Raw genomic sequence first — 12,626 nt, 5'->3', positions numbered from 1 at the left:
GTTCGGTTTTGGTTTTTTTTTGAATTTCGGGCAACGCTTGAATCTTCATTCCGCGCAGGCGGGAATCCGGAACGTAAAATCTAAAGAAACCGTTTTTCTCGATAAGTTTCCGTGCCGACAGACCTGGATTCCCACTTTCGTGGGAATGACGGTGGAAAAGTTGCCGTGATTTCGGATAAATTTTCGTAACGCATAATTTCCGTTTTACCCGATAAATGCCCGCAATCTCAAATCCCGTCATTCCCCAAAAACAAAAAATCAAAAACAGAAAACTGAAATACCGTCATTCCCGCGCAGGCGGGAATCCAGGTCTGTCGGCACGGAAACTTATCGAGAAAAACGGTTTCTTTAGATTTTACGTTCTGGATTCCCACTTTCGCGGGAATGACGGGATTAAAGTTTCAAAATTTATTCTAAATAACTGAAACTCAAAGAACTAGATTCCCACTTTCGTGGGAATGACGGATTTTAGGTTTCTGTTTTTGGTTTTCTGTCCTTGTGGGAATGACGAATTTTAGGCTTCTGTTTTTGGTTTTCTGTTCTTGTGGGAACGATGAAATTTTGAGTTTTAGGAATTTATCGGAAAAAACAGAAACCGCTCCGCCGTCATTCCCGCGCAGGCGGGAATCTAGGTCTGTCGGTGCGGAAACTTATCAGGTAAAACGGTTTCTTTAGATTTTACGTTCTGGATTCCCACTTTCGTGGGAATGACGGGATGTAGGTTCGTGGGAATGACGTGGTGCAGGTTTCCGTGCGGATGGCTTCGTCATTCCCGCGCAGGCGGGAATCCAGGTTCGTTGAGTTTCAGTCATTTCCGATAAATTCTTGCAGCTTTGCGTTTCTAGATTCCCGCTTTCGCGGGAATGACGAAAAGTTGCAGGAATGACGAAAAGTTGCAGGAATGACGAAAAGTTGCAGGAATGACGGTTCGGGCATTCCTTAAATCACCCGTGTATCGCTGTAAATCTTAGAGATGGCGGAATATGGCGGATGAACAAAAATCGGTACGGCGTTGCCTCGCCTCAGCTCAAAGAGAACGATTCTCTAAGGTGCTCAAGCACCAAGTGAATCGGTTCCGTACTATTTGTACTGTCTGCGGCTTCGTCGCCTTGTCCTGATTTTTGTTAATCCGCTATAAATGTGAAATCCGCCCTTTGAAAATCGGGCGGCGGTTTTTTGCCTGCCCGCCTTCAGACGGCAAAGCCGGTTTTCATGGGTTTCTGCCTGTTTTTCGGATAGTTTGACGTGCTTCGGCGGCGTGTTTGCCGGAAAGGTAAATGACAGGGTATGTTGTATTTCAGATACGGCTTTTTGGTTGTTTGGTGTGCGGCAGGTGTTTCTGCCGCCTATGGGGCGGATGCGCCCGCGATTTTGGATGACAAGGCATTGTTGCAGGTGCAACGGTCGGTGTCGGATAAGTGGGCGGAATCGGATTGGAAAGTTGAAAATGATGCCCCGCGCGTGGTTGACGGGGATTTTTTGTTGGCGCATCCGAAAATGTTGGAACATAGTTTGCGCGACGCGCTCAACGGCAATCAGGCGGATTTAATCGCTTCGTTGGCGGATTTGTATGCCAAGCTGCCGGATTATGACGCGGTTTTGTACGGCAGGGCGCGGGCTTTGCTGGCGAAATTGGCGGGAAGGCCGGCGGAGGCGGTGGCGCGGTATCGGGAACTGCACGGGGAAAATGCGGCAGACGAGCGGATTTTGCTGGATTTGGCGGCGGCGGAGTTTGACGATTTCCGGCTGAAGTCGGCAGAAAGGCATTTTGCGGAGGCGGCAAAATTGGATTTGCCGGCACCGGTTTTGGAAAATGTGGGGCGTTTTCGGAAAAAAACGGAGGGGCTGACGGGCTGGCGTTTTTCGGGCGGCATCAGCCCGGCGGTCAATAGAAATGCCAATAATGCCGCGCCGCAGTATTGCCAGCAAAACGGAGGCCGGCAGATATGCAGTGTCAGCCGGGCGGAGCGGGCGGCAGGGTTGAATTATGAAATCGAGGCGGAAAAACTGACGGCGTTGGCAGATAATCATTATTTGTTGTTCCGTTCCAATATCGGCGGCACGAGCTATTATTTCAGTAAAAAATCAGCTTATGACGACGGGTTCGGCAGGGCGTATTTGGGTTGGCAGTATAAAAATGCGCGGCAGACGGTGGGGATTTTGCCGTTTTATCAGGTGCAGTTGTCGGGCAGCGACGGCTTTGATGCGAAAACAAAACGGGTAAACAACCGCCGCCTGCCGCCGTATATGCTGGCGCACGGAGTCGGCGTGCAGCTGTCCCATACTTACCGCCCAAACCCGGGATGGCAATTTTCGGTCGCGCTGGAACATTACCGCCAACGCTACCGCGAACAGGATAGGGCGGAATACAATAACGGCAGGCAGGACGGGTTTTATGTTTCGTCGGCAAAACGTTTGGGCGAATCGGCAACTGTGTTCGGCGGCTGGCAGTTTGTGCGGTTTGTGCCGAAACGCGAAACGGTGGGCGGCGCGGTCAATAATGCCGCCTACCGGCGCAACGGTGTTTATGCCGGTTGGGCGCAGGAGTGGCGGCAGTTGGGCGGTTTGAACAGTCGGGTTTCCGCGTCTTATGCCCGCCGCAACTATAAGGGCGTTGCGGCTTTCTCGACAGAGGCGCAACGCAACCGCGAATGGAATGTCTCGCTGGCTTTGAGCCACGACAAGTTGTCGTACAAAGGTATCGTGCCGGCGTTGAATTATCGTTTCGGCAGGACGGAAAGTAATGTGCCGTATGCGAAACGCCGCAACAGCGAGGTGTTTGTGTCGGCGGATTGGCGGTTTTGAATGGTGGGATAATGCCGTCTGAACCTTGTGGAAACAGGTTCGGACGGCATTTTTGCATATTCAGGCAAGGGCGGCGGCAAATACGCCGCGCAAGGCGTTGGAGAGGCGGATTTCTTCGGCTTCTTGCAGTGTTTTTTGTGTGATGTGTGTTTCGATTACTTGATTTGTTTGCAAATATTTTTGCGGTTCGTCCAATACGGCTTGGCGCATCACGCCGTTTAAAATGTCCAAATCTAAAGAGGGCGTAAGCCATTGTCCGCGATGTTTGACGAACACGTTGCTTCTGCCGCCTTCGAGCAGGATGCCGTCCGAGTTGAAAAACAGGCTGTCGAACGCGCCTTGTGTTTCGGCGGTTTGCCACGCTTGGTCGAAGAGGGCGCGGTGTGTGGTTTTGAAGCGGCGCAGGTAGTTTTGTGCGGGCAGGACGGCGGGCGAAATGATGACGCGTTGTTTGTCGGTCAGACGGTTTAAAACGGCGCGGGACAGGCTGATGCCGTCTGAAGCGAGCAGGGCTTTGACGCGGAACACGCCGTCGGGCAAATGGGCGATGTATTGTTTGATTTGATTTTCGCAACCGTCGGGCAGGGGCAGGTTGAGGGCTTGGGCGGAGGTTTTCAGACGGCATAGGTGGCGGTCGAGCAGGGTGCAGCGTCCGTTTTCCGCGCGCAGGGTTTCAAAAATGCCGAAGTCGGGGCGCAATTCGTTGAGGAAACGGGCTTTCCAGCCGCATTCGCGATATTCGGCGGCGGGGTCGCTGTCGATGACGATGCCGGAACCGACGCCGTACACCCCTTGATAGAGTGGATGAACTTGAAACCGGTACGGCGTTGCCCCGCCTTGCCCTGCCGTTCGGGCTTGCGCGTTTGAATCCGGACCGCCGATGCCTGAAACAATGCCGTCTGAAACCGGGTTTGCTGCGGGTTTGAGCGACAGGGTGCGGATAACGACGTTGAATATGCCTTCAAACCCCAAGCCGCCGGAACACGGGTTCAAATAGCCGATGCTGCCCGTATAAAGTCCGCGCGCTTCGGTTTCGAGCGATTCGATAATCTGCATACTCATTTTTTTGGGCGCGCCGGTGATGCTGCCGCAGGGGAAGGCGGCGCGGAGGATGTCGGCGAACGAGGTGTCCGGCAGGGCTTGCGCCCGGATGGTGCTGGTCATCTGCCAGACGCTGCCGAAACGCGATACTTTAAACGGCTCGGGCACGCATACTTTGCCGGTTTGGGCGATTTTGCCGAGGTCGTTGCGCAGTAAATCGACAATCATCACGTTTTCGGCGCGGTTTTTCGGGTCGGTTTGTAACTCGGCGGCGCGGCGTTCGTCTTGTCCGTCGCCCAAAATCGGCGCGGTGCCTTTCATCGGTTCGGTGCTGATGATGCCGTCTGAAGCGAGGTTGAGGAAGAGTTCGGGCGAGAAACACAGCGTCCACGCGGATTGCCCCTCCGCATCGGGCAGGTGGGACAAGACGGCATAGGGGACGGGCTGGCGCAGGCGGCGGTAGAGGCTGACGGGATTACCGTAGGCTTGCAGGTGCAGGCGGGTGGTGTAGTTGATTTGATAGGTGTCGCCGCGCCGGATGGCTTCGTGGATTTGGCGGATGTGGTTGAGGTAATCGGCTTCGGATACGGAGGATTGCGGCGTGGAAATGCCGGCGGGGATGCCGTCTGAATGTCGGGCAAGCCAGCTTGCGGCATCGGTGTCGGCGCAGTCGGTAAACCAGTGCAGGGCAAGATTGCCGCCGCGTTCGGACTCCATCCCCATCAGCGGCAAACCGAATTCGTAGTCTGCAAACAACACGGCATGCAGCCCTTTTTGCCAACCCTTTTGCAGCGCGCCGTCCAAAGCATCGAGTTCTTCGGGACGGAAAAAACGGCTTTCCACATGATTTTGATAGCGTTTTGCGCGGCCGCTTACGGCATCGTCAAACAGGGCGAAATAGGGCATGGCAATTTGGGGTAAATGTTTTGATTATACGCTCTTTTTACACATATTTTCAGACAATTCGGCAAATATCGGCAAAATGTAATTTTATGTAGAGAAAGCGGTGGCGAAGGTGTAAAATTGTGAAAACGGATTTTCATTTCCAACCTGAACACAACCAAGGAGACCTTTATGGCAGACCACCAGTTGCAACCGTTTGAAAACGTAGAATTGGGCGAAAAGCAAGACCAGCTCCAAGTATTTGAAAAAGCTGTTTTGGAACATGAAGGCAAAGGTTCTGCCGAAGATTCCGGCACAGCTCCGCTGCCCGAAAACTACCCCTACCGCAAACGTATGCGCCGCGCCGCCTACGAAGCCGAAAAAGCCAAACTGCAAATCGAATTGCTGAAAGTGCAAAGCTGGGTCAAAGATTCCGGCCAGCGCATCGTCAGCCTGTTTGAAGGCCGCGACGCGGCAGGCAAGGGAGGTACCATCAAACGCTTTATGGAACATTTAAACCCGCGCGGCGCGCGCGTGGTCGCATTGGAAAAACCGACTACCACCGAACGCGGACAATGGTATTTCCAACGCTACATCCAAAACCTGCCGACTGCGGGCGAAATGGTGTTCTTCGACCGCTCGTGGTACAACCGCGCCGGCGTGGAACGCGTGATGGGCTTCTGCGAACCCAACGAATATATGCTCTTTATGCGCCAAACCCCAGAATTAGAGCGTATGCTCGTTGCCAGCGGCATCCACCTGTTCAAATTCTGGTTCTCCGTATCCCGCGAAGAACAACTGCGCCGCTTCATCTCCCGCCGCGACGACCCCCTGAAACACTGGAAACTGTCCCCCGTGGACATCCAGTCGCTCGACCGCTGGGACGACTACACCGAAGCCAAAAACGCCATGTTCTTCCACACCCATACCGGCGACGCGCCTTGGGTCATCATCCGTTCCGACGACAAAAAACGCGCCCGTTTGAACTGTATCCGCTACTTCCTGCACCAGTTGGATTACCCGGGCAAGGACGTGAAAGCCATCGGCAAAGTGGACGAAAAAATCGTTCTTGTTCCCGATACGCGCTACAAAGACAAAAACATCGACCTCGGTCATGACTGATTGCCGGTGAAGCAATAAAAATGCCGTCTGAACCTGAAAACGGGTTCAGACGGCATTTTCTATCGGGGTTTCAAAGCGGCATTAAATGTCGGTTTCCAGATAAACGACTTGGGTTTGCAGATATTCTTCCAAACCGTGTTTGCCGTCCGCGCCGCCGATACCGGATTTTTTCCAACCGGCGTGGAAGCCCTGCATCGCTTCAAAGTTTTCGCGGTTGATGTAGGTTTCGCCGAATTGCAGGCGGCGGGTAACGTAGAAGGCTTCGTTTAAATTAGTCGTATAAACAGAACTGGTCAGACCAAACTCGCAATCGTTAGCCAGTGCGATGACTTGGTCGAGCGTGTCGAAAGCGGAAACGGGCAGCACGGGGCCGAAGGTTTCTTCTTTCATAATGTCCATACTGTTGTCGGTGTCGGTCAGCAGGGTCGGCTCGAAGAAATAACCGCGTCCTTCGGCGCGTTTGCCGCCGCAAACCAATTTCGCACCTTGTTTGACTGCCCGTTCCACTTTTTCGGCAACGGCTTTGACGGCGCGCTCTTCAATCAGCGGGCCCATTTCCAGCGCGCCTGCTTCGGCTTCGGCAGGGTTGCCGTAGCGTACGCCTTTCATGGCGGCGGTCATTTTTTCAATGAACGCGTCTTTCAGGCTGCTGTGGACATAGACGCGCTCGGCGCAGTTGCAGATTTGACCGGTGTTGCCGACGCGCGAAGCCAAGATGGATTTCACTGCCAAGTCCAAATCCGCGTCTTTCAAAACGATGGCGGGAGCTTTACCACCGAGTTCCAGCGAAACTTTGGTGATGTTGGTAGAAGCGGCTTCCATCACTTGGCGGCCTGCTTCGACGGAGCCAGTCAGGCTGACCATATCAACTTGCGGATGGGCAGACAAGGCATTGCCGATTTCCGCACCCGGACCGTTCACAACGTTGAACACGCCTGCGGGCAGTCCGACCGCATCGACGATTTCGGCGAAGATGTGGCAGTTGATCGGGGTGACGCTGCTGGGTTTGACGACGATGGTGTTGCCCGTAACCAGAGCCGGGCCCATTTTGCGGGCGATCAGGAAGAAGGGGAAGTTCCACGGCAAAATGCCGGCGATTACGCCCAGCGGACGTTTGAACAATAAAATATTTTCGCGCGGGCGGTCGCTTTGGATGATTTCGCCTTCATAACGGCGCGCCCATTCGGCTTGGTAATCGAGATAGTCGGCGGTGAACATGACTTCCACGCGCGCCAAGTCTTTGGTTTTGCCGCCTTCGGCAACGATGGTGTCGGTCAGCTCGTCGGCGCGTCCGCGTATGCCTTGGGCGATTTTGCGCAAATACGCGCCGCGTTCGACCGCAGGCAGCCGCTCCCATGCCGGTTGCGCCGCACGCGCTGCCGCTACGGCGCGGTCAACGTCAGCCCTGCCGCCTTTGGGTTCGCGGGCGATGGCCTCTTCGGTGGATGGGTTCAATACGTCGCGCCATTCGCCGTTGAAGTTGTTTTCAAAGCGACCGTTGATGTACATGGCCAATTGTTTCATTTCGGGTTCTCCAGTTTTGTAGTCGGATGTAGTTTTAGTTTATTCCCAAATAAATTGCCGTACAAGTTTCTTTACACGCGGATTTCGGGTTTCAAATCAAATGCGGCTTACCGGTTTTCTTTTTTGGTTTCCGCCGGCGTGCTGCCGAAATATTGCCTGAATGCCTGAGTAAAGCTGGAAACGTGGCGGTAGCCGCACAAATACGCGGTTTCGCCCACGCTTTTACCCCCGTTTTGCAACAGGTAGAGCGCGTGCTGCATTTGTTTGTGGTGCAGCCACTCGCTTGCGGTAATGCCGAAATGGTCGCGCATGCGGCGTTGCAGCGTCCTTTCGCTGATGTTCAGCGCGTCTGTCAGCCGGTTGACTTGGTGTGCGCCGCCGTCGAACGCGGCATTCAGGGTGCGGCTGAAGTCTTCAGACGGCATAGCGTCTGCTTCCGCCGTTTCTCCCGCCGCCGTCCCAATGCTGTCTGAAACCGTGTCCCACAAATCCGACAGCAGCCGCAAAACGTCTGCCTCGCGGCGCAATGTTTCGCCCAAATGCCCCCTTGGGACGGCTTGCAGGCAGGATGCCGCCAAGCCGCGCAGGTTTGGGGGCAAATCCCATATCCTGACCGGCTCGCGGTAAAGCATGGGGGTGAAACGCGCGTATTCCGGGCACAACAGCCATTGTTCCATACCTTTAATGGTCATTTTGACCGTTTTGCCGCCGCGATAAAGATAGCGGCTGAACAGGACTTCTTCCCCGACAGCAATCAGAACGATCTTGCCGCCGTCCGCATCGATTTGAAAACGGCGGCGGTTGATGCCGAAGTCCAAAGAGCCTTCCAGCAACAGCACGAACGACACATAAGGTTCGGCGAGGCGGCTGCTGCAAAAATCACACCGTGCCGTTACCGTGCCGCCGTGGATGGAAATGCCGTTGGACAAAGTATCGAAACGGTAGCCGCCCTCCACATAGCTGCCGCCGCCTCTTTTGACCAGATTGACGAACCGGCTGCTGTTCAAATGTTCTGCTTTTTCCATAGTTTTCTGATAAAGGTTATCATTTGAAAGATAACATTTTTCGCCACAGCAAACAATCCGCCGCCGACAACGGCATTTTCACAACACCTGCCGCCCGTATGCCGTCTGAAAATTGCCCATCTTCCCGATAAGCCTTAAAATGCACGCCGTCAAACCTACCGTCCGCCCGTACATGAGTCCATCCCCCTTTATCGAAATGAAAGATGTCGCCTTCGCGTATGGCGACCGCCCGATTCTGAACGACATCAATTTCAGCATTCCGCAAGGCAATTTTGCCGCCGTAATGGGCGGTTCGGGCAGCGGCAAAACCACGCTGATGAGGCTGATTACAGGACAGATTCGTCCGCAGTCGGGCAAAGTTCTGATAGAAGGGCGCGATTTGGCGGGCTTTTCGGCTGACGAGTTGTATGAACACCGCCGCCGTATGGGCGTGTTGTTCCAACACGGCGCGCTGTTTACCGATTTGTCGGTATTCGACAATATCGCTTTTCCGATGCGCGAACTGACGCAACTGCCGGAAGCGGTTATCCGCGATTTGGTTTTGTTGAAACTGAACGCGGTCGGTCTGCGCGGCGTGGAAAACCTGATGCCGTCCGAGTTGTCCGGCGGGATGTCGCGCCGCGTCGCGCTGGCACGCACGATTGCGCTCGACCCCGAAATCATGTTGTACGACGAACCGTTTACCGGCCTCGACCCGATTTCCTTGGGCGTGATTGCCCACTTGATCAGCCGCGTCAACAAGGCTTTGCGTTCGACCAGTATTATGGTAACGCACGACATTGAAAAATCTTTGGAAATCGTCGATCAGGTGATTTTTTTGGCGCACGGCGAAATTATGTTCTCCGGCTCGCCGCAGGAAATGCGCGAACTGGATTCGCCTTGGGTGCGCCAGTTTGTCGGCGGGCTGGCAGACGGCCCCGTGGCATACCGCTACCCGGCGCAAACGTCGTTGCAGCAGGATTTGCTCGGGTAAACGAGCCGGTGCCGTCTGAAACCGTTGAACCTTACACATAGAAATTTATGAATTTTATCCGTTCCGTCGGGGCGAAAACCCTCGGCCTTATTCAATCCCTCGGCAGTATTACGCTGTTTCTGCTGAACATTCTGGCGAAATCCGGTACGGCTTTCGTCCGTCCGCGCCTGAGCGTGCGCCAAGTGTATTTTGCCGGCGTGCTGTCGGTGTTGATTGTTGCTGTTTCAGGGCTGTTTGTCGGCATGGTCTTGGGTTTGCAGGGCTATACGCAGCTGGCAAAATTCAAATCCGCCGATATTTTGGGCTATATGGTCGCGGCTTCGCTGTTGCGCGAGCTGGGTCCGGTATTGGCAGCGATTTTGTTTGCCAGCAGTGCGGGCGGTGCGATGACCAGCGAAATCGGTTTGATGAAAACGACCGAACAGCTTGAGGCGATGAACGTGATGGCAGTAAACCCTGTCGCCCGCGTGGTTGCGCCGCGCTTTTGGGCGGGCGTGTTTTCCATGCCGCTTTTGGCTTCGATTTTCAACGTGGCGGGCATTTTCGGCGCGTATTTGGTCGGTGTAACCTGGCTGGGTTTGGACAGCGGCATTTTCTGGTCGCAAATGCAGAACAACATCACGATACATTACGATGTAATCAACGGTCTGATCAAATCCGCCGCGTTCGGCGTGGCGGTAACGCTGATTGCCGTGCATCAGGGCTTCCACTGCGTCCCGACCTCGGAAGGCATTTTGCGCGCCAGCACGCGCACGGTGGTTTCGTCCGCCCTGACGATTTTGGCGGTCGATTTTATATTGACCGCGTGGATGTTTACAGATTGACAGGCCGTCTGAAGACGAAACGCGGAACATCGGATATTCAAGGAACTTTAATGAAAAAGAACATATTGGAATTTTGGGTCGGACTGTTCGTCCTGATCGGCGCGGCGGCGGTCGGCTTTCTCGCTTTCCGCGTGGCGGGCGGCGCGGCGTTCGGCGGTTCGGACAAAACCTACGCCGTTTATGCCGATTTCGGCGACATCGGCGGTTTGAAGGTCAATGCCCCCGTCAAATCCGCAGGCGTATTGGTCGGGCGCGTCGGCGCTATAGGGCTTGACCCGAAATCCTATCAGGCGAGGGTGCGCCTCGATTTGGACGGCAAATATCAGTTCAGCAGCGACGTTTCCGCGCAAATCCTGACTTCGGGACTTTTGGGCGAACAATATATCGGCCTGCAACAAGGCGGCGACACCGAGAATCTCGCCGCAGGCGATACCATTTCCGTTACCAGCTCCGCCATGGTTCTGGAAAACCTAATCGGTAAATTCATGACCAGCTTCGCCGAGAAAAACGCGGCGGGCGGCGACGATGCGGCAAAAGCCACCGAATAAACGTACACCATCATATTCAAACTAGGACACTTAATCATGAAAAAAACCTCTTTCATCAGCGCACTGAGCATCGGCATCTTGAGCATCAGCATGGCGGTTGCCGCCCCTGCCGACGCAGTAAACCAAATCCGTCAAAATGCCACTCAAGTATTGAGCATCTTAAAAAACGGCGATGCCAACACTGCCCGCCAAAAAGCCGAAGCATACGCAACCCCTTATTTCGATTTCCAACGCATGACCGCACTGGCGGTCGGCAACCCTTGGCGTACTGCGTCTGACACGCAAAAACAAGAGTTGACCAAAGAATTTCAAACCCTGCTGATCCGCACTTACTCCGGTACCATGTTGAAATTCAAAAATGCCAACGTTAACGTTAAAGACAATCCTATTGTCAATAAAGGCGGCAAAGAAATCATCGTCCGAGCCGAAGTCAGCGTACCCGGGCAAAAATCCGTCAACATGGACTTCACTACCTACCAAAGCGGCGGCAAATACCGTGCCTACAACGTCGCCATCGAAGGCGCGAGCTTGGTAACCGTGTACCGCAACCAATTCGGCGAAATTATTAAAGCGAAAGGCGTGGACGGACTGATTGCCGAGTTGAAAGCCAAAAACGGCGGCAAATAACCGACAAACCATACCGTCCGAGGGCGGTATGGGTTTTCCGAACAAACACTATGCATACAGAACTCAACAACGGAACACTGCACATCGGCGGCGACATCACCGTCAAAACCCTGACCGGGGACGCATTTGAGCGTTTCCGGCAGCAATGCCGTCTGAAAGAAACCATTGCCGTCGATTTCGGCGGTGTCAAACGTGCCGATTCCGCCTGCGTGTCGCTGCTGCTCGAAGTGCTGCGCGGCGGCAAAGGCAGCGTCAGGCTGACCGGTATTCCGGAATCCGTGCGCGCGCTGTCCGAACTGTACGAAATCAAAGACTGGCTGAAATCATGAAAAAAACCGCCTACGCCATCCTCCTGCTGATTGGATTCGCCTCTGCCCCTTCATTTGCAGAAACCCGTCCTGCCGATCCTTATGAAGGGTATAACCGCGCCGTCAGCAGGTTTAACGATCAAGCCGACCGCTACATTTTTGCCCCTGCCGCGCGCGGTTACCGCAAAGTTGCGCCGAAACCCGTCCGTGCCGGCGTGTCCAATTTTTTTAACAACCTGCGCGACGTGGTCAGCTTCGGCAGCAATATCTTGCGCTTGGACATCAAGCGCGCAAGCGAAGACCTCGTCCGAGTCGGCATCAATACCACCTTCGGTTTGGGCGGACTCATCGACATCGCCGGCGCGGGCGGCGTTCCCGACAATAAAAACACTTTGGGCGACACGTTTGCCTCGTGGGGATGGAAAAACAGCAATTATTTCGTGTTGCCCGTCTTAGGACCGTCCACCGTCCGCGACGCGCTCGGCACGGGCATTACCTCTGTTTATCCGCCCAAGAATATCGTCTTCCGCACTTCCGCAGGGCGTTGGGGAAGCTCTGCCGCTGCCGCCGTCAGTACGCGCGAAGGCCTGCTCGATTTGACCGACAGTCTGGACGATGCCGCCATCGACAAATACAGCTACACACGCGACCTCTATATGAAAGTCCGTGCGCGGCAGACCGGTGCGGCACCTGTTGAAAATCTTGAAGAGAATATCGACATCGATGAATTGGTAGAAAGTTCCGAAACCGGTGCGGCGGAAACTGCCGTTCAAGAAGATTCCGTATCCGAAACACAGGCAGAAGCAGCAGGGGAAGCCGAAACGCAACCCGGAACACAACCCTAAAGCCATGCCGTCTGAAAATCCGTGTTCAGACGGCATTCCTTTCTGTCGGAACGGACAGTCCGACACTACAGATTGGGCTATAATCCCTTTTTTGCGCATACC

General features: G+C 54.4%; 11 protein-coding genes. 8 read left to right on the top strand and 3 right to left on the bottom strand.

Annotated elements, in window-relative coordinates; translation table 11 throughout:
* Positions 1 to 1,287: 1,287 nt before the first annotated feature.
* Positions 1,288 to 2,805, top strand: coding sequence for a surface lipoprotein assembly modifier (locus tag Q9J32_RS08865; RefSeq protein ID WP_301883723.1), 1,518 nt, complete (start codon positions 1,288 to 1,290; stop codon positions 2,803 to 2,805).
* A gap of 60 nt (positions 2,806 to 2,865) precedes the next feature.
* Here Q9J32_RS08865 and Q9J32_RS08860 read toward each other — a convergent pair whose 3' ends face one another.
* On the bottom strand, positions 2,866 to 4,752 hold the full coding sequence (locus tag Q9J32_RS08860) for a bifunctional chorismate-binding protein/class IV aminotransferase (protein ID WP_301883718.1): 1,887 nt from the start codon (positions 4,750 to 4,752) through the stop codon (positions 2,866 to 2,868).
* 168 nt (positions 4,753 to 4,920) lie between these two features.
* On the opposite strand from Q9J32_RS08860, the gene ppk2 reads away from it, so the two are divergent.
* Positions 4,921 to 5,850 carry a polyphosphate kinase 2 gene (gene ppk2 / locus Q9J32_RS08855; protein ID WP_003711028.1) on the top strand — a complete coding sequence of 310 codons (930 nt, stop codon included), beginning with the start codon at positions 4,921 to 4,923 and terminating at the stop codon, positions 5,848 to 5,850.
* Between the two features lie 81 nt (positions 5,851 to 5,931).
* Here ppk2 and aldA read toward each other — a convergent pair whose 3' ends face one another.
* Entirely contained in the window at positions 5,932 to 7,374 is a 1,443-nt protein-coding gene (aldA, locus tag Q9J32_RS08850) for an aldehyde dehydrogenase (protein WP_301883716.1), read from the bottom strand.
* Positions 7,375 to 7,481: 107 nt separating this feature from the next.
* Positions 7,482 to 8,399: a helix-turn-helix transcriptional regulator gene (locus Q9J32_RS08845; RefSeq protein WP_301883714.1), complete on the bottom strand. Its 918-nt coding sequence runs from the start codon at positions 8,397 to 8,399 to the stop codon at positions 7,482 to 7,484.
* Between the two features lie 172 nt (positions 8,400 to 8,571).
* Here Q9J32_RS08845 and Q9J32_RS08840 point away from each other — a divergent pair, with 172 nt between their 5' ends.
* The 6 genes from Q9J32_RS08840 to Q9J32_RS08815 are packed head-to-tail and all read left to right on the top strand — an operon-like array spanning position 8,572 to position 12,524.
* Entirely contained in the window at positions 8,572 to 9,372 is an 801-nt protein-coding gene (locus tag Q9J32_RS08840) for an ABC transporter ATP-binding protein (RefSeq protein ID WP_118820158.1), read from the top strand.
* 47 nt (positions 9,373 to 9,419) lie between these two features.
* Positions 9,420 to 10,196 (top strand): lipid asymmetry maintenance ABC transporter permease subunit MlaE, encoded by a 777-nt coding sequence (mlaE, locus tag Q9J32_RS08835; RefSeq protein ID WP_002259766.1) that lies wholly within the window; start codon positions 9,420 to 9,422, stop codon positions 10,194 to 10,196.
* Positions 10,197 to 10,246: 50 nt separating this feature from the next.
* The gene (gene mlaD, locus Q9J32_RS08830) at positions 10,247 to 10,744 is read left to right on the top strand and encodes an outer membrane lipid asymmetry maintenance protein MlaD (RefSeq protein ID WP_012779600.1); all 498 of its coding nucleotides are present in this window, start codon (positions 10,247 to 10,249) and stop codon (positions 10,742 to 10,744) included.
* Between the two features lie 36 nt (positions 10,745 to 10,780).
* The gene (locus Q9J32_RS08825; RefSeq protein WP_301883702.1) at positions 10,781 to 11,371 is read left to right on the top strand and encodes an MlaC/ttg2D family ABC transporter substrate-binding protein; all 591 of its coding nucleotides are present in this window, start codon (positions 10,781 to 10,783) and stop codon (positions 11,369 to 11,371) included.
* 50 nt (positions 11,372 to 11,421) lie between these two features.
* Positions 11,422 to 11,700, top strand: a complete 279-nt coding sequence (locus tag Q9J32_RS08820; protein ID WP_301883700.1) for an STAS domain-containing protein — start codon at positions 11,422 to 11,424, stop codon at positions 11,698 to 11,700.
* Positions 11,697 to 12,524 carry an MlaA family lipoprotein gene (locus Q9J32_RS08815; protein ID WP_301883697.1) on the top strand — a complete coding sequence of 276 codons (828 nt, stop codon included), beginning with the start codon at positions 11,697 to 11,699 and terminating at the stop codon, positions 12,522 to 12,524. Before Q9J32_RS08820 ends, Q9J32_RS08815 begins: the two co-directional genes overlap by 4 nt.
* Positions 12,525 to 12,626 lie beyond the last annotated feature (102 nt).

The organism is Neisseria uirgultaei (assembly GCF_962719845.1).
Classification (GTDB): Bacteria; Pseudomonadota; Gammaproteobacteria; order Burkholderiales; family Neisseriaceae; genus Neisseria; species Neisseria bergeri.
The sequence above is the reverse complement of the archived record's forward strand: the minus strand, read 5'-3'. Positions and strand labels throughout refer to the sequence as shown.